The sequence below is a fragment of the Dyadobacter sp. UC 10 genome, from assembly GCF_008369915.1.
GTDB lineage: Bacteria > Bacteroidota > Bacteroidia > Cytophagales > Spirosomataceae > Dyadobacter.
Genome location: NZ_VSRN01000001.1, coordinates 3,199,222 through 3,217,759, shown reverse-complemented (window position 1 = coordinate 3,217,759; position 18,538 = coordinate 3,199,222). Strand labels below are relative to the sequence as shown.

At 44.9% G+C, this 18,538-nt stretch carries 16 protein-coding genes; 8 read left to right on the top strand and 8 right to left on the bottom strand.

Annotated elements, in window-relative coordinates; translation table 11 throughout:
- Position 1 precedes the first annotated feature (1 nt).
- The 5 genes from rplC to rpsL all read right to left on the bottom strand — a co-directional run bounded on the left by rplC (position 2) and on the right by rpsL (position 4,684).
- Positions 2–622: a 50S ribosomal protein L3 gene (rplC, locus tag FXO21_RS13245; RefSeq protein WP_149640520.1), complete on the bottom strand. Its 621-nt coding sequence runs from the start codon at positions 620–622 to the stop codon at positions 2–4.
- 277 nt (positions 623–899) lie between these two features.
- On the bottom strand, positions 900–1,205 hold the full coding sequence (rpsJ, locus tag FXO21_RS13240; protein WP_026631228.1) for a 30S ribosomal protein S10: 306 nt from the start codon (positions 1,203–1,205) through the stop codon (positions 900–902).
- Between the two features lie 135 nt (positions 1,206–1,340).
- Complete coding sequence (gene fusA, locus FXO21_RS13235) at positions 1,341–3,461, bottom strand: elongation factor G (RefSeq protein WP_149640519.1); 2,121 nt, start codon at positions 3,459–3,461, stop codon at positions 1,341–1,343.
- A 221-nt stretch (positions 3,462–3,682) separates the two neighbouring features.
- On the bottom strand, positions 3,683–4,150 hold the full coding sequence (gene rpsG / locus FXO21_RS13230) for a 30S ribosomal protein S7 (protein WP_019941733.1): 468 nt from the start codon (positions 4,148–4,150) through the stop codon (positions 3,683–3,685).
- A 120-nt stretch (positions 4,151–4,270) separates the two neighbouring features.
- The gene (rpsL, locus tag FXO21_RS13225) at positions 4,271–4,684 is read right to left on the bottom strand and encodes a 30S ribosomal protein S12 (protein WP_026631225.1); all 414 of its coding nucleotides are present in this window, start codon (positions 4,682–4,684) and stop codon (positions 4,271–4,273) included.
- 298 nt (positions 4,685–4,982) lie between these two features.
- Between rpsL and FXO21_RS13220 the strand changes: the two genes are divergently transcribed.
- The 8 genes from FXO21_RS13220 to FXO21_RS13185 all read left to right on the top strand — a co-directional run bounded on the left by FXO21_RS13220 (position 4,983) and on the right by FXO21_RS13185 (position 15,113).
- Positions 4,983–6,995 (top strand): OmpA family protein, encoded by a 2,013-nt coding sequence (locus FXO21_RS13220; RefSeq protein WP_457566843.1) that lies wholly within the window; start codon positions 4,983–4,985, stop codon positions 6,993–6,995.
- 122 nt (positions 6,996–7,117) lie between these two features.
- Positions 7,118–8,293 carry a deoxyribodipyrimidine photo-lyase gene (locus tag FXO21_RS13215; RefSeq protein WP_149640518.1) on the top strand — a complete coding sequence of 392 codons (1,176 nt, stop codon included), beginning with the start codon at positions 7,118–7,120 and terminating at the stop codon, positions 8,291–8,293.
- 149 nt (positions 8,294–8,442) lie between these two features.
- On the top strand, positions 8,443–9,024 hold the full coding sequence (locus FXO21_RS13210) for a LemA family protein (protein ID WP_149640517.1): 582 nt from the start codon (positions 8,443–8,445) through the stop codon (positions 9,022–9,024).
- An 81-nt stretch (positions 9,025–9,105) separates the two neighbouring features.
- Positions 9,106–9,549, top strand: a complete 444-nt coding sequence (locus FXO21_RS13205) for a TPM domain-containing protein (protein ID WP_149640516.1) — start codon at positions 9,106–9,108, stop codon at positions 9,547–9,549.
- Between the two features lie 4 nt (positions 9,550–9,553).
- Positions 9,554–10,330, top strand: coding sequence for a TPM domain-containing protein (locus tag FXO21_RS13200; RefSeq protein ID WP_149640515.1), 777 nt, complete (start codon positions 9,554–9,556; stop codon positions 10,328–10,330).
- 157 nt (positions 10,331–10,487) lie between these two features.
- Complete coding sequence (locus FXO21_RS13195; RefSeq protein ID WP_149640514.1) at positions 10,488–11,396, top strand: hypothetical protein; 909 nt, start codon at positions 10,488–10,490, stop codon at positions 11,394–11,396.
- Positions 11,397–11,546: 150 nt separating this feature from the next.
- Positions 11,547–13,040 (top strand): peptide MFS transporter, encoded by a 1,494-nt coding sequence (locus tag FXO21_RS13190; protein WP_149640513.1) that lies wholly within the window; start codon positions 11,547–11,549, stop codon positions 13,038–13,040.
- Positions 13,041–13,070: 30 nt separating this feature from the next.
- Complete coding sequence (locus FXO21_RS13185; protein ID WP_149640512.1) at positions 13,071–15,113, top strand: M13 family metallopeptidase; 2,043 nt, start codon at positions 13,071–13,073, stop codon at positions 15,111–15,113.
- 73 nt (positions 15,114–15,186) lie between these two features.
- On the opposite strand, the gene FXO21_RS13180 is transcribed toward FXO21_RS13185, so the two are convergent.
- The 3 genes from FXO21_RS13180 to FXO21_RS13170 are packed head-to-tail and all read right to left on the bottom strand — an operon-like array spanning position 15,187 to position 18,497.
- A complete protein-coding gene (locus FXO21_RS13180; protein WP_149640511.1) occupies positions 15,187–16,347 on the bottom strand; it encodes an AraC family transcriptional regulator in 1,161 nt (386 codons plus the stop codon).
- 11 nt (positions 16,348–16,358) lie between these two features.
- Positions 16,359–17,615, bottom strand: a complete 1,257-nt coding sequence (locus FXO21_RS13175) for an MFS transporter (RefSeq protein WP_149640510.1) — start codon at positions 17,613–17,615, stop codon at positions 16,359–16,361.
- 51 nt (positions 17,616–17,666) lie between these two features.
- Entirely contained in the window at positions 17,667–18,497 is an 831-nt protein-coding gene (locus tag FXO21_RS13170; RefSeq protein WP_149640509.1) for an ROK family protein, read from the bottom strand.
- Positions 18,498–18,538 lie beyond the last annotated feature (41 nt).

Here is an 18,538-nt window from a genome sequence, read left to right as displayed (position 1 = left end):
ACTATTTCTCAATGATTAGAAATGAATTCTTTGAACCCGGTACTGAGCCACTCACAACAAGAATGTTCTGCTCAGGTATCACTTTCAGAATACGTAAATTCTGAATCTTTACACGGTTGTTACCCATACGTCCACCCATACGAATTCCTTTGAATACACGAGAGGGGAATGAACAGGCACCAATCGAACCTGGGTGACGCGCTCTGTTGTGCTGTCCGTGAGTTTGACCACCCACACCAGCAAAGCCATGACGTTTTACAACACCCTGAAAGCCGCGTCCCTTGGCAGAGCCGACAACATCAACGAACTCGCCTTCTTCAAAAATATCCTGAACGGATAACGAAGTTCCTAGCTCATGTTCCACTTCAAATTCCTTGAACTCAACCACTTTTTGCTTGGGAGTTGTGTTGGCTTTTTTGAAGTGACCAATCATAGGCTGGGAAGAACTCTTTTCTTTCTTCTCTCCAAAACCTAACTGAATGGCTTTGTAACCATCCTTTTCTTGGGACCTAACTTGTGTAACAACACAAGGACCAGCTTGGATCACAGTACATGCCAGAGCCTGCCCGTCAGCATTGTACAAACTGGTCATCCCGATTTTCTTACCAATTAAACCAGACATGTTTCGAAATTAAAATTAGCAGGTAATACCCTTATTCTTTAAAACGGACTGCAAAGGTAGGAAATCAAAAAATAGTATCCAATGCAGTTTAAAAATATTTCTCGCTGATAATCAGCAAAAAAGGTCAGATGGATGAACATCTGACCTCTTATCTGAAAAAGATAAAATTTGCATATATAAATATGCTCCTTTCTACTATTTCTGAGTTCAGATGTGGTTTCCGGAAACGGACCTTCATCCAATTTATGTTTTGACCTAATTAAATAGGCCACTTAAACTAAACCTTGATTTCTACATCAACCCCACTTGGTAATTCAAGCTTCATCAATGCGTCAACTGTCTTGGCACTTGTTGAGAAAATATCCACCAAACGTTTGTAAGTACAAAGCTGGAATTGCTCTCTTGACTTTTTGTTAACGTGCGGAGAACGAAGAACGGTGAACTTCTCAGTCTTAGTCGGCAAAGGAATTGGACCACTTACAATAGCACCCGTTGCCTTAACAGCCTTAACAATCTTCTCGGCTGACTTGTCAACCAAGTTGTGGTCGAAAGACCGGAGTTTGATACGAATTTTTTGATTCATCTTGCTTGTTTATTTCCGGTTCAGAAAACTTGATCAGATTAAATCTGACAATCCATCAGCGAAAGAACCATTTACTTCACTGACTTATATCTATATAGGAATCGGTTACCAGATCGCTCTGATAACCGATTACAATTACGCTTTAACTAATCCTTTTGCCTTTTCGATAACACCTTCCGCGATGTTATTAGGGACGATCTCGTAGTATGCAAAAGTAAGAGATGCAGTAGCACGTCCTGATGACATTGTACGCAGGTCCGTTACATAACCAAACAGTTCAGAAAGAGGTACATCAGCTTTGATAACCTGTGCTCCATTACGTGAGTCCATTCCTCTCATGATACCACGGCGACGGTTAAGGTCACCAGTGATAGGTCCAGTATATTCGTCCGGCGTAAGTACTTCCACATGCATAATAGGCTCCATCAATTTTGAACCTGCATGGCGAGCAGACTCTTTGAAACCTATTTTTGCTGCTAATTCGAAAGAGAGAGAATCTGAATCGACATCGTGGAATGAACCGTGGAACAAACGCACCTTCATCGAATCCAAAGGATAACCTGCCAACGCACCGTTGATCATTGCTGCCTCAAATCCTTTTTGAACCGGTGCAATAAATTCACGTGGAATAGCTCCACCAACAACCTCGTTCACAAACTGCAAACCAGTTTTTGGCTCTTTTCCTTCTTCATTATCATCACGTGGCCCGATTTCGAATACGATATCAGCAAACTTACCACGACCACCAGTTTGTTTCTTATAAACCTCACGGTGTTCGAAATTCTTAGTAAGAATTTCTTTATACGCAACCTGAGGCGCACCCTGGTTCACCTCCACTTTGAATTCACGACGCATACGGTCGATGATAATTTCAAGGTGAAGCTCACCCATTCCTTTAATAATCGTCTGACCGGTCTCCTCGTTACTTTCAACCTGCAAGGTTGGATCTTCTTCGATCAACTTGGTAATAGCTTTCGAGAAGTTATCGCTATCAGCTGCCTTTTTCGGCTCGATTGCGTAACCAATTACCGGCTCAGGGAATACCATCGATTCCAATACGATCGGTGATTTTTCATCAGAAAGCGTGTCACCTGTTTTGATATCTTTAAAACCCACTACCGCTCCAATGTCACCCGCTTCCAGCTTATCAATCTGATTTTGCTTGTTAGCGTGCATCTGGAATATACGTGAGATACGCTCTTTGTTTCCTGAACGGTTGTTCAATACATACGAACCTGATTCAAGCGTTCCAGAATAAGATCTGATGAAGCAAAGACGACCTACGTAAGGATCAGTTGCAATTTTAAATGCAAGTGCGCAGAAAGGATCTTTTTCTGAAGGCTGACGGCTAATCTCGTTTCCTGTACGTGGATCTGTTCCGATAATGCTTTCGCGATCAAGCGGTGAAGGCAGGATAGCCATCACGTAATCCAGCATGGTTTGAACTCCTTTATTCTTAAATGAAGAACCACAAACCATAGGAACGATCTTCATGCTGATAGTCGCAGCACGCAATGCAGCAAGAATTTCATCCTCCGAGATCGAATTAGGATCTTCGAAATATTTTTCCATTAATGTGTCGTCGAATTCAGCAACCGCTTCAAGCAATTTCTCTCTCCACTCAGTTGCTTCTTCGAGCATATCATCAGGAATAGGAACTTCTGTGAAGGTCATTCCTTTATCTGCCTCATTCCACTCGATACCACGGAAGTTCACCAGGTCAACCACTCCACGGAAAGTGTCTTCAGCACCGATCGGCAATTGAAGAGGGACAGCATAGCTACCCAACATTTCTTTTACCTGTGTACAAACTTTCAAAAAGTCCGCACCTGAACGATCCATTTTATTTACAAATCCAATACGCGCAACGTTATAGTTGTTAGCCAAACGCCAGTTTGTTTCCGACTGAGGCTCAACACCATCGACTGCGCTGAAAAGGAAAACAAGTCCATCCAAAACACGTAGAGAACGGTTCACTTCAACTGTAAAGTCAACGTGCCCCGGAGTATCGATAATATTGATATGGTAGTTCTCGTCTCGATACTTCCAGCCAACAGTTGTCGCAGCAGATGTGATGGTAATACCACGCTCCTGCTCCTGCTCCATCCAGTCCATTGTAGCAGCACCATCATGTACTTCCCCAATTTTGTGGCTTACCCCAGCGTAGTAAAGGATACGCTCCGTTGTGGTTGTTTTGCCGGCATCAATGTGCGCAGCAATACCAATATTTCTTGTTAATCTTAGATCACGTGCCATGACAGATGGTGATGTGTTATATTTTATTCGATGTGCAACTCAATTCGAAGAATTTGAACTTTCCCAAGTCAACTTGTAGGAGCGCTTTTAAAAATTCAGAGCGCAAAAGTATAAATTGTTGACTATAAAAACAATTGCGACAAGCTAATTTTCAAAAATTTATACAAAAAAATCGGAAGTATGGATTAACCACACTTCCGATTACACTCAACTTCGTTTGCCTAGAAACGGAAATGCGAGAATGCTTTGTTCGCATCCGCCATACGGTGCGTATCATCCTTTTTCTTAACAGCAGCTCCTTCACCTTTCGCAGCAGCAATAATTTCGCCAGCCAGACGGTCAACCATTGTTTTCTCTCCACGCTTACGTGAATAGTTGATCAACCATTTCATGCCAAGAGACTGCTTGCGCTCAGGACGAACTTCCGTTGGAACCTGGAAAGTAGCACCACCAACGCGACGGCTTTTTACTTCCACAGATGGAGTAACATTGTTCAATGCCTTTTTCCATGTCTCAAGACCGTTTTCGCTGGTTTTTTTCTCAACCAATTCCAATGCGTCATAAAAAATAGTAAAAGCAATGCTCTTCTTTCCTTCGTACATCAGGTTATTAACGAATTTGGTAACCTGAACATCCCTGAACTTCGGATCAGGAAGGATATATCTTTTCTTTGGTTTCGACTTTCTCATTTTGTCTTAATGTTTTTTACACGAGGTTTCGTTTTGCAACTTATTCACCCACGCAGTAAGCCTGGATTACTTCCCTTTTATCAATATTAATTACTTAATAAAAGCAGAGAGAGTTACTTTTTATTTTTTCTTACCTTTTGTCGGTGCTGCCGCTACCTGTCCTGGTTTTGGACGTTTTGCACCATACTTAGAACGACGTTGTTTACGGCCGTTAACACCCGCAGTATCCAATGCACCACGGATAATGTGATAACGCACACCTGGCAAATCCTTTACACGACCACCACGGATCAATACGATCGAGTGCTCCTGCAGGTTGTGCCCTTCTCCTGGGATGTAGGCATTCACCTCTTTGTTGTTGGAAAGACGAACACGAGCCACTTTACGAAGCGCGGAGTTCGGTTTTTTCGGCGTTGTAGTGTACACCCTGGTGCACACACCCCTACGCTGAGGGCAGGAATCCAAAGCCGGTGACTTGGATTTCCATGTAATGGTCTCTCTACCTTTACGGACTAATTGTGAAATAGTTGGCATTTAACAAATTGATTTTGATCAGATTATGCACCTGATCCATTGTTATGGAAACAGTTTTCCCGAAAAATCGGACTGCAAAAGTAATATTCCACAACTGATTAACAAAGTGTTACTAAATGTTTTTTCGCAATGTCAGCCAGAATCATGACCTGATCTGACTAATAACGAACCAAAAAAGAGATACAATAAAAATCTTTTCCTCTTGTATCCAGAATTTTATTTCCAAACGTTCTTTATTAGTATTGTTTTTCAAAAACCCAATGTGCGCGTCGAATCGTTAGATTATATACCATAAACTATGAAACTTTTGCGGAGTTTTTTTACCCTCGTAATTTTGTGTACCTATTTATCCGGCTGCAACTCGGCGATGCAGGCTTACAAGGATGGTCAAAAGAAGTTCGCTAACGGAGAGTATGACCTGGCGATCAAAGGTTTTCAAAAAGCTGCCGCCGAGAATTATGAGCCCGTACAGACTAACTATCTCATCGCGGAATCATATCGGCTTTCCAATCGCTTTAAAGAGTCGATTCCTTATTACAAGCAAGCACTGGACGGTGGCTTTGTCAGCCCTGATGCCCGATTTCAATATGCTTACGCATTAAAAACTGCCGGGCAATACAGTGAAGCGTCAGCAGAATTTGCGGCTTTTGCAAAAGACACTGCCAGCTCACAGGCTCTACAAGAACGTGCATTACGGGAAATCGAAATACTGAGAATCGCTGACAGGCTCAAAACCGAAAAGATGGCCGTAGAAGCGAAAAGTATTCCGCTTAACTCCGCCGGCTCGGAATTCTCCCCAACAGTGCTTGGCAACGAACTGATTTTTTCTTCTTCAAAAAAAGAAAAAATATATAAAAACAACGGTCAGGCCATGTTGGGCCTCTACAAAGTAGGCATTACTCAGGATCCCGGAGATATACAGGGTAATGCGGTGCTGTTAAGCCAGGATATATTTGCTGAGGACGCAAATGAAGCCTCGCCCGCTTTTTCTCCGGATGGGAAAACACTCGTTTTTGCACGTGGTAATAATGGCAAGAAAAATGGCGCCTTAGATGTAGACCTTTACATGAGCCGGAACATCGATGGTAAATGGACTATTCCAGCTATTTTACCGATAAATGATTCTCTCGCCTGGGACGGTTCACCGGCATTTTCAAGGGATGGTAAAACTTTGTATTTCGCATCCAACAGACCGGGAGGCGCGGGAGGAATTGATATCTACCGAACAAATATGGATGCATCCGGCAGGTTTAGCAAGCCAGTGAATATGGGGCGTGACATCAATACTGCCGGTGACGATATGTTCCCCTATGTGGCCGAAGGCGGGAAATTGTACTTTGCTTCTGACGGGCATCCGGGACTTGGAAAGCTGGATTTATTCTCAGCCACAAGAACGCAGGGGGTAATTACGATCGAAAATATGGGGTTGCCTTTCAATAGCCCTCAGGACGATTTCGGGCTCGTTTTTTATCAGGACACAAACAAAGGATTCTTTGCATCTAACCGTGAAGGCGGAAAAGGCGATGATGATATCTACTATTTCTATGGACCTGAGGAGCCTGACAGCACCACAACTGCCAGAAATAATGACCCGAACGATCCGCTAAACCCGAACAATCCGAATTATATCAATGGAAAACCAAAGGTAGTTAAGTACTTTCTCGGGGGAATTGTTGTCGCGAACGGTCAGAATAATGCTCCTCTTGATTCTGCAATCGTCCATATTCTGCCGGACACTTCTGATACACAGATTGCGCAGTTACCGAGCAATTCAGAAGGAAAATTCGGCAAACAACCAGTCGAGGAAGGGAAATCTTATACTTTGCTTGTGGAAAGAAAAGGCTACATCAGTAAACGCGAGCCTTTCTCAATGAATGGCCGGTCAATACCACCGATATTCCTTACCAAAGAACTCACGGATACTACCTTTAACGTAACTGTCAAATTAGATAAACTGGAGTTGAATAAAACTTTCGTTCTTGAGAATATCTATTACGATTTAAACAAATACAATATCCGTCCCGATGCTGCAATTGAGCTTGACAAACTAGTCCAGATATTAAAGGATAATCCAAGCATGAACATCGAACTGAGCTCGCATACGGATGCGCGCGCTACTGATGCTTACAACATGACTTTGTCCCAAAATCGAGCTGAATCCGCTGTTAATTACCTGAATTCAAAAGGAATTGACGCTGATAGGATGGTTGCAAAAGGATACGGTGAACGTGAGCTGGTTGTCCCGAATGCTAAAACCGAAGAAGAACATCAGCGAAACCGGCGTACTGAATTCACGATTCTCAGCTACTGATTGTAATACCATATAAAATCCCGCTTCGGACGAAATTATCCCGGAGCGGGATTTTGTTTTCCGCCTCCCTATATTTGCACTATTCCTCTTTATGTAATAGTGTAAATATTTTAAATTGTTAGATGGCCGACCGCATTGTTTACTGGTTTAGAAATGACCTTCGTTTACTTGATAATGAAGCGCTTTTTTCAGCCTGCAACTCTTCTAAAGAAATCATCCCCGTCTTTGTTTTTGATCCAAGGCAATTCGAAAACACCAGGCTCGGCTTCCGTCGGACCAACGCATTAAGGGCTCAGCAGTTGATTAACTGCGTGACTGATCTCAGGAATACGATCAGACAAAAAGGTGGCGATTTGATTATCAAGATTGGCGAACCTGAAAAGATCATTGCTCAGCTCGCAGAGGATCAGGACGCCGGATATGTATATTGCAGCAAGGAAATCGCCCCGGAAGAAACCAGAATCGAATCCTCCCTCAGTAAAAATCTGAAAACAGGAAATATTGATATCAAGCTTTTTTGGATGGACACGCTTGTCCATGCCGCTGAACTACCTTTCCCTATTTCCAAACTGCCGGGTTCGTTTGACGCCTTTGCCAAAGCAATGGAAAACAAGCTCAATATAGCTACTTCACTTCCGGAACCGTCTGCGATCAGGCTACCAGAAGGCTTGGAGCCCGGCCAAATGCCAGCACTAACTGACCTGGGTTTCCGACCGGAATCAGCCACTCAGCAAAATGGAACTAACGAACCAATTGGACAAGACGAGGCCATTAAGTCTCTTTTTACGTATTTATCGGCAACAAGTGATCCGGAGGGTTTCCACACACTGATCGATTCAGGAATTTCCCGCTGGCTTTCAATGGGATGTCTTTCCCCCAGATACGTTTATGAAACCGTTATGGAGATGGATGATTCGGCTAAGAGGCAAAGTTTACTTCGTGAGCTCCTGGAAAGGGATTATTACCACTGGACCTTGCTCCGTTTCGGGCCGCGAATCTTTAAGCCAAGCGGTGTTAAACACCATTTCACCAAACGCTGGGCAAATGATCATGCCGCTTTCAAAACCTGGACTGATAGTAAAACAGAGAACACAGAGATCAATCTAATTATGCAAAAACTGAAAAGCCAGGGAGACCTAGCAGCATCGGAACGGATGACTGCAGCAGAATATCTGGCCAACGTATTGGACATCAACTGGACCTGGGGAGCAATGTATTTTGAAAGCAATTTGAAAGACTATGAACCGTCAGTCAGCTGGGGTAAATGGAATAGGGTCGCCGGTGTCGGGGTAGACTAAATTTAATTTACCGGTTTAACTCTCTGTAAACCCACTATCAGGTTTATGATCTGTCAATATAGGTCAAAAACCGGTTATGTAGTTTTTGCTGTGGATTTTGCTAGCTTTGAACATCTTTGAACTTTCATTAACGTTAACCGAACACTAAAATGTCAAAAGGATTAATTGCAGTTATCGTCGTGGTTCTGATTCTCGGATTCGTCGGCTGCGGAAAATATAATGGGCTTGTGGGTAAAGATGAGGTCGTGAAAGAATCGTGGGCCAAAGTGGAAAGCCAGTACCAGCGCCGCGCAGATCTGATCCCAAACCTGGTTAGCACGGTAAAAGGTGCGGCAGAATTTGAGAAAGGTACATTAACGGCAGTCATAGAAGCACGTAGCAAAGCTACCCAGACTACGATCAATGCAGACCAGCTTACTCCTGAGAATATTTCCAAATTCCAGGCTGCGCAGGATCAGTTAAGCGGATCTCTTTCGAGACTGCTTGTTTCAGTTGAGCAGTATCCGCAGCTGAAAGCAAACCAAAACTTTCTGGAACTTCAGGCGCAGCTCGAAGGAACAGAAAACCGGATTGGCGTTGCGAGAAACGATTTCAATACCGTTGTAAAAGATTATAACCAAGAGGTAAGGACCTTCCCTACCAACCTTTTTGCAGGTGTATTCGGCTTTGCTCAAAAAGGATATTTCACGGCAACCGCCGGATCTGAAAAAGCACCGTCGGTGCAATTCTGATAAAATTTGAAGTGGATTCGAAAGTTCTTTTCTGAATCCACTTCACTCTACTACTCCCACTTCACTGACATATAGCAGCGCATGGAAGCCGAATCACTTTTTTTTACAGAAGAGCAGCAGCAATTGATCATCAAATCGATACAGCAGGCTGAAAAACAAACTTCGGGAGAAGTGAAGGTGCATATCGAAAAAAAATGCCCTTTGCCTGACGTAATGGAAAGAGCAAAAGAAGTTTTCATCGCCCTGAATCTTCACCAGACTGCCCAGCGTAACGGCGTGCTATTTTACCTCGCGTACGAAGACCGCAAATTTGCTGTGTTGGGGGACAAGGGAATTGATGAAAAAGTAGGTGCTGATTTTTGGAAAACGACCAAGGACCATTTGAGAAGCCACTTTATAGAAGGGCAATTCCTCGAAGGTCTTTGCAAAGGCATTGAAGAAGCCGGTTTTCAGCTTAAATCGCATTTCCCCTACCATTCCGACGATATCAACGAACTTCCTGACGACATTTCGTTCGGACAATGAACTCATGAAGAAAATCCTTTTAATACCCATCATGCTGATTATTTCGATATGCAGCATCTGGGCACAAGATATTCCTGCCAAACCCAACCCACCCAAACTCGTCAACGACTTCGCGAACCAGTTGAGTGCGGATGAAAAAGCACGTCTCGAGCAGAAACTGGTCGCCTATAATGATTCTACTTCTTCGCAGATCGTTATCGTAGTTGTTTCGACTACCGGCGACTATCCTATTGCTGACTATGCGATCAAACTGGGCCGCGAGTGGGGAGTAGGACAAAAAGACAAAGACAATGGAATCGTATTGCTTTGGGCACCAGGCGACCGAAAAGTATTCATCAGTACCGGTTATGGCCTCGAAGGGGCGATCCCGGATGCCATCGCCAAGCGTATCATTTCCCAGGTAATTACGCCGCGATTTAAACAAAACCAATTCTACCAGGGCCTCGATGAAGGAGTTGACATGATCTTTAAATATGCGACCGGAGAATACAAAGCGGATAAACAGCAAAACGCCGATGAGGATTCTTTCCCGCCCATTTTGATCGTTGTGATCATCTTCATTATTATCATGATAATCATTTTCAGGAATAGAAACAATCGTGGCGGCGGAGGTGGAAGAGGAATTCGCGGATTAGGTATTCCCCCTGTCTTCTTCCCATATACAACTCATTCTGGTGGCGGAAGCTTTTCCGGAGATTGGGGAGGAGGGGGCAGTGGAGGCGGCTTCGGGGGCTTTGGGGGAGGCAGCTTCGGAGGAGGGGGCGCGGGTGGAGATTACTAAAGCAAATAACATTATCAGCAATTTTCAAAGCGTTTGCGAAGCATTTTCGCAAACGCTTTTTTATTGGCATTCCCACAAGTTGTCCAGCTACGTATATTCATGGCATGATTTTTGAATATATCCTATAAAATATATTATTTAACCTAAGCAATTACTCATGGAACGTAAAAGTAACACCGGCATGCTCGTCGGATTGATCCTGATGACAATTCTGGCTGCTGTATTCGGGTACCTCTATTACAACGAACGAACACTCACCACAAAGCAATCGTCAGATCTGCAAGCCCGTGTGAGTGAGCTCGCAGCCTCAGAAATTAAGCTCGATTCGATTTCCAAACAGCTTGATGCACGTATTCAGGAAGTGCAGGGGCTCGGCGGGGATATTGAGGAACTTCAAAAAGTGAAGGCGGCACTTGAAAACGACCGGATAGCGCTTCGCAAGGGATCCGCTAATATGGGCCGTAAGATCAAGGAATACGAAACATTCCTCAATAAAAAAGATGAAGAAATCGCACAGCTTCGTGAAGAAAATCAGCAGCTGATCAGTCAGAATGAAACCTTGGTACAGGAAAAAACCCAGCTCGAAACCATTAAACAGGCTGTCAGCGATTCCCTTTCAACTGTTTCAGCAAAAAATACTGAACTGGAATCAAAAGTAACAATGGCAGCCGCGCTAAGGGCCAGAAATGTGAAAATATATGCGGTGTCGTCAAAAGGGAAGATCCGGGAAGGGGAAAATGTGAAGTCGAAACGCGTAGATAAAGTCCGGGTTGATTTTATGCTTGAAAAAAATCCTCTGACCGAAAACGACAATAAAACGATTTATATGCGGATTATTGACCCGAGTGGCGCGACCATTTCTGACACAAAAACAGGTTCAGGTGTTTTTGACTACAATGGTCAGGAGCAGGCTTACACCATTAGTAAAGACGTTCTTTATGCTAATAATAACCAGGATGTAAGTATTCTGTACGACAGGGATGCTGCATTTCCTAAAGGTAAATATACGGTTGAGCTGTACGCGGAAGGCTTCTCAGTCGGAGAGGGATCTTTTTCGGTAAAATAATTCAGTAAACCACAGTGTTTGTAGGCGGTGGTGGTGCTTTGCACCATCGCCGCTTTTTTTATGCATTTCTATATTTACCCATAATTCCTATCTTGCACCAAAAAATCAACTGGCAATAACCCCAAAAACCAAATAAAAAAGCCTCCTCCCATGTCATCACAAATTTCCCAAAAGCACCCCAGGGGCCTGTATGTTTTGTTTTTTGCAGAAATGTGGGAACGGTTTAGCTACTATGGCATGCGCGCCATTCTTCTGCTTTTTTTGCTTGATAACATAAGAGGAGGAATGGGAATGAGTGCGGCCGAGGCAACAGCCGTCTACGGCCTTTACACTGCATCGGTCTACCTGCTTACGTTACCCGGCGGCTGGCTGGCGGACAATATTCTCGGACAGAAAAAGGCTATCTGGTACGGAGGAATCGTCATTATGATAGGGCATATTATTCTGGCAATACCCGCTGGCTCCGCGATATTTTTCCTGGGACTTAGCACTGTTGCAGTCGGCACAGGACTTCTCAAACCCAATATCAGCTCCATTGTAGGTGAGCTTTATCCCGAGGGCGGTGCCCGGCGCGATGCGGCATTTTCCATCTTTTATATGGGCATTAACCTCGGTTCGTTCTTAGGGATCGCTATCGTGGGATATCTGGGTGAAAAGGTCAACTGGCACATGGGTTTCGGGGCAGCAGCTATCGGAATGTTTTTGGGACTGATCGTTTTCCGTTTCGGTAGTGCCACGTACCTGAAAGGGCTCGGCGAGGTTCCTCCTGCGAAAGAGGACAGCGAAAAGACGGAAGCGCCGCAATCGGGCAACAGTAAAATGCTGGGTTATGGATTGGTCGCCTTGCTGGTCGTGTTCCTGATCGTACTGCAATCTTCCGGTACTATTGATATGACCACCGCGCAGGGCCTGGCTCAGGGTGCCGGCGTCATTATCGTATCCATTTCCGCCGCCTACTTCCTGTTTATTCTCGTAGCAGGCGGGTTAACACGCGTAGAAAAATACCGTGTCGGCGTGCTCATCATTCTTTTCCTTGCTATTGCATTGTTCTGGGCAGGTTATGAGCAGGCTGGCACCTCGCTGCAGATATTTGCCGAGCGCCATACCCAACGAATGATCGGCGGCTGGGAAGTGCCTTCAAGCTGGTTCCAGAATTTCCAGCCTACTTTCGTATTGATTTTTGCTCCCGTGCTGGCTAGTTTGTGGATTTCATTATCATCCAGAAACCGTAATCCGTCAATTCCCGTCAAGTTTGCAATGGGTTTGATCCTGCTGGGCCTGAGCTTCTTTGTAATGGTCGCCGCTTCCAACATCGCGGTCACAGGAGAACTTGCTTCTCCGTTTTTTCTGACATTCACCTACTTTTTGCATACGATCGGCGAGCTTTGTGTAAGTCCGGTAGGGTTAAGCTCGTACACCAAACTGGCGCCGAAACGTTACGTGAGCCAGCTGATGGGCATCTGGTTTGTGGGCGCTTCGCTCGGTAACCTGATCGCAGGTATTTTCGCAGGTGGTTTTGATGAAGAGAATATCCTGCAAATGCCGGCGCTTTTCAATCAGGTAGCTATTGTTACAACCATTTTTGGCTTGGTTCTCCTGGTCTTCTGGAAGCCAATTAGAGGGTGGATGGGAGGCATTCATTAATATTCTGTTAACACTTCAAAACACAACAAAATGAAATTAGTCGCATTACGCTATCCCGTATTCGCACTGGCACTTCTTGTGGCTGGCTGCAAAAAGGAGACAGAAGAATCATCTGCCGAAAAAGTACCCGGATTTGATATCAGCTCACTGGATTCCACTGCCAAAGCCTGCGAAGATTTTGACAGCTATGCCAATGGAGGGTGGAAAAAGAAAAACCCAATTCCCGGCACAGAAAGCCGATGGGGCGCATTTGGGATTCTTGACAAAGAAAATAAAGAGGTAAGGCTGAAAAGTATTATCGCAGAACTTACCGCATCGAAAGACCGGAAAAAAGGAACAGAAGAGCAGCAGATCGCAGACTACTACCAGTCATTTCTGGACACAGCGGCGATTGAAAACCGCGGCCTGACTCCGCTCAAACCATATCTCGACAAAATCAATGCAGTAAGTTCCCTGAAAGAACTGGCTGCTTTGTCGGGCGAATTGCAAAAAGTGGGCATACCGACAGCCATTGGTTTTGGCGTAGAAGGCGATTTGAAAAACAGCAAGATCAATGTACTCTATGAAGGCCAGGGCGGGCTTAGTCTGGGAGAAAAGAGTTACTACGAGCGCACAGACTCCAATACTGTCAACGTAAGAAAAGAATTTGTTGCTCACGTCGATAAAATGTTTTCGCTGGCAGCATTCACTGAACAAATGCCAGGAAAAACCATTCTTGATTTCGAGACCAAACTTGCAAAACACCAGCTCACCAATGTTGAGCTGCGTGATCCTGTTAAAACGTACAACAAAATGAGTTTTGAGGATTTTGCAAAGCTCCTTTCAGATTTCGATGTCAAAACTTTTGCGGACAAACAGGATATTAAAACAGATACATTGATCGTCCAAAACAAAGCGTATCTGCAAAACCTGAATGCATTACTGAAAGCTACACCACTGGCTACCTTAAAACTTTATACGAAATGGCAGCTGCTTTCGAGATTCGCAGGCTACCTCCCAAAAAGCTTCGATCAGGAAGATTTCCGGTTCTTCAGTACCGTAATGCGAGGCACCAAACAGCAAAGGGCACGTGTAGAAAGAGCGATACGATCAACCGACGGACTCCTGGGAATGCCGCTTGGCAAATTGTTCTCAAAAAAATATTTTCCTGAAGAAGACAAAAAGAAAGTTTCTGAAATGATCGAAAACGTCCGCGCCGTCTATGGTGAGCGGATTGATAAACTGACATGGATGAGCGATTCAACCAAAACTAAGGCACACAAGAAGCTTAAAGCATTTACTTATAAAATCGGCTATCCTGACAAATGGAAGGATTATTCCAGCATCGAAATTGCTCCCGACAAATTGTTTGAGAATGTAATCTCCGCCTCCCTTTACGGGCACAAAGAGCAAGTCGAGAAAATTGGCAAGGACGTTGATAAAAAAGAATGGCTGATGACGCCCCAAACGGTCAACGCCTATTATAACCCGCTGAATAATGAGATTGTGTTCCCTGCCGGCATATTGCAACCACCGTTTTATAACCGGAATGCCGACGATGCGATCAATTACGGCGGAATCATCGCGGTGATCGGCCATGAATTTACGCACGGATTTGACGATCAGGGCTCGCAGTTTGATGATGAAGGAAACCTGAAAAACTGGTGGACCGCCGCAGACCGTGCAAATTTTGACAAGCTAACTAAAAAGTACATCGAATATTTCAACGGCATCGAGGCTCTGCCTGGCTTCAATATCAACGGCGCCTTGACAATCGGAGAAAATGTGGCCGATCTTGGCGGACTGACTTTGGCTTACTATGCACTGCAGAAATCGCTGGAAGGTAAAGAAGAGCCCGCTCCTATCGACGGGTTCAATTGGAAGCAGCGCTTTTTTCTCGGCTGGGCGCAGGTTTGGCACATGAATACGACCAACGAAGCATTGAGAAACCAGGTACAAACAGACCCGCATGCACCGGCAAAAGACAGGATCAACGGACCGCTTCCGCATTTGAAGGAATTCCAGATTGCATTCGGCTGTACTCCCGGCAATAAAATGGCGCTGGCCGATTCGGCGCGGATCGTGATATGGTGATTGAGTTAATGAGTTTAAAGTTTATGAGCTTAGAAGTCCTGAACTCATAAACTTTAAACTCATCACGCCAACCTCATTTCCCTGCAAGATATTTGTTCCGATAAGCACTTGGACTGCACCCTTTGGCCTGCCTGAATTGGCGGGCTATATTTTTGCTGTCATTCAGGCCCATATCGAGTGCGATCTCAAAAACGGACATATCTGTGTCCAGCAGTTTCTGAGTGAATTTCTCAATGCGCAGGTTAAAAATGTATTTGTAAATCGGATACCCGGTTATTTCGAGAAAGCGTTTTTCCAAAGCCCGCCGCGATAGCGGCACCTGCTTCACTACTTCTTCCACGTGCAGGTTTTTCTCAATATTCTGGTGGATGTATTTCAGAGAAGATGCGATATGATCATCGTTGGTAGCATAAATATCCGTCGAATGCCGGGTGATTACCTGCATGGGCTTCACAATGATATCATAGTATTCTTTGGTATCGTGTTTGATCATATGATCGAGCAGTTTCGCTGCGTCGTACCCGCCTTTTTCAACATCCAGCGCAATGCTGGATAGCGGCGGGTCGGACAGGTCGCAGATCATTTCATCGTTATCTCCCCCCAGTACCGCCACTTCCTCAGGAATGCGGATCCCTACATGCCGGCAAGCTTCGGTAATATGCTGCCCCTGGTTATCGTCGCAGCTCATCAACCCGATCGGTTTGGGCAGGGATTTCAGCCAGCGGCTCAGCGAGCTTGGCTTGTAATACCAGAGTTCCGTCGATCTGGCTTTTTTATGCTCAAAATAATGTACTTTATGCCCTTTGGATTTTAGCCTTTCCTCAAAACCTTCTGCCCTCTCTCGTGACCAGACAATATCGTTGAACCCGTAAAAGGCGAAATTTGTAAAGCCTTTCTTTAGAAAATAATCAGCCCCAAGCTTCCCTGCTTCATGGTAAGCGCCGGTAATATTGGGTATTTCGGTAAATCGCTCCTTAAAATCCTGCGCAATGACCGGAATGTCGGCTTTCAATATTTTGTCAATTTCCTTATTATACAACTGACCTATAATACCGTCTGCCCCCCATTCTAACGCCCACTGCAAGATCCCGTCGATGCCCACAGTTTCACGGTGAAACAAGGGCATCCGGCAAAAAATCCACGGCCCAAACTCTTTAGAATAAGCATTAATACCTTTCATTAAGGCCTTGCTATATTCTTCGGCAAAATCCAGGAGCAGGATAATTTTGTACATAGGAAGCTGTCTCAGGAAAATTTAAACAGTTCTTTCACGCTGGTAACGGTTTCATTGTTGACCAGAGGCTTTGCCCAGATCGATATACTGAATATATAGCCCAGCGGAATCAGCAGGAATATCATTGCAAATTGCAACCCCACCAGCTCGGCAAGCCCCCCAACGATCAGCGGCACTACCGCTCCTCCGGCTATCCCAGCACACAAAATACCTGAAAACGTTCCGTGATGCTTAGGCACCGAGTTTAATGCGAGCGAAAAGATAACCGAATACATCACCGAGGCGAAGAAACCAGCCAGAGGAAAACCATACAGCGCCATTTCTTTTGGGCCAAATAACGCAGTCAGTAATGCCACAATAGCCCCGCAGGTAAAAAAAGCCAGCACTTTGCGGCTATCTGTCAGTTTCAAAAGTAACAGGCCCAGAAAACAGCCGACGGTAAGCAATCCCCAGAAGTAGGAAATCACCGAAGCACCTGTGGTAGCCGGGTCGATACCATGATAGGTTTGTAAAAATTGTGAGATCCAGTTGGCAATTCCCTGTTCCGTACCGACGTACGCGAATATGCCCAGAAAAAAGAGCCAGACCGTGCGACTTTTTGATAACTCGCCAAATGATTTTCCAACGTCTATACGCTCATCGTCCCTGAGCTCTACCTTGGGAAATCTGACCAGGGCAATAATTAAAACCATCAATAACGCGATCACAGCAAATACCCAATACAACGAGACCCATTTCAGGTTGCCCGGGACGAGATCATTGAGTGTTTCTATCAAAAATCCTGACGTACCTGAATGTACGTTTAATACTAAATAACTATATAGAAGCGGGCTCAGAAAGGACGCCGCGCCGAAGAAGAGCTGGGCCAGAACCGAGAAAAAAGCAAATTTTTCCTCTCCGCCTGCCACCCGTAACAGTGGATTGATCACCACCTGCAGCATCGCCATGCCTATTCCGATCAGAAAAAGCGAAAGCAATGCGATGGAGAAGCCCGGTACCAATGCAAAAAGCAACGCCCCGAAAAAAGCCAGCATGAAGGCAGCGATCAGAATGCGCTTTTCACCAAACTTTTCCACCATTAATCCCGCAGGTATCGACATGACACCATAGGCAACAAAAAATGCAAAAGGGAGAAATCCTGCCAGGCCGAGACTGAGATCGAAACTCTTGACAATATCAGGAATGATCGGTCCGAGAATATTCGTTAGAAACGAAATAACGAAGAAAATAAGCAGGATAAGGATTACGATAAAGCTGTTTCTTTGCATGGGAGGGTTACCTGGATTGAAACTCTAATTTAAACTTTATCCCTACTTTCTTCAACCTTCGAGCAATGCAGCTGCACCCAGTAAGGCAATATTTTCGTTTTCAGACAGTAATAATGTTAATTTTCGGATAGATTCCGGGTAAGCGAAGTCTCTCAGGCTCTCCTGCATGCTTACCTGAAAAAAATCGTAGGCCTTGGCAATTGAACCACCGAATATGATCGCCTCGGGGTCGTAAGTATACATAATCGCCTTCACAACGGCGCCCAGGTGGATACCAAATTCCTGCCAGGTTGCCAATGCAGGAGCTTCTCCCCGTTCAGCGGCGGCATGTGCGTCAAATGCATTCATACCGAGCGAATCTTCAAAAAACCGGTTGCTAACATAATTTTCCAGGATTGAATCCTTGTAAGGAAGCATCCCGATTTCTCCGGCCCCGCAATTATTTCCCGCATACAACTGGTTATCAATGATTACCCCGGAGCCGAGGCCCGTTCCGATTGCCATTCCGATCACCGATTTATACTTGCGCGCCAGCCCGAACCGGTGCTCTCCAAGTATAAAGCAATTGACGTCGTTGTTGACAGATACCGGCAGGTTAAACTCGCTTTGAACAATATCCCGCAACGCAACTTCTTCCCAGGAAGGGATATTCATGACATTATACACAATCCCCTTGCTGATATCAACCACCGACGGAACCCCTATTCCGATACCTTTGACAGGATATTTGGTAAACGGCCTGATGAGTTCAAGTAACTGGTCCAGCGTGGCCGAAAGCGAATCTTTATTGGCCAGCAAGGTCTTGTTCTGCCAGGTAATGGCCCCTCCCGACTCAATCCCGGCACGCATATTCGTACCGCCGATATCAACACCTATATACATCGAAAATTAAAATAGTTGAGTAAAGAATGACAGGATGAATT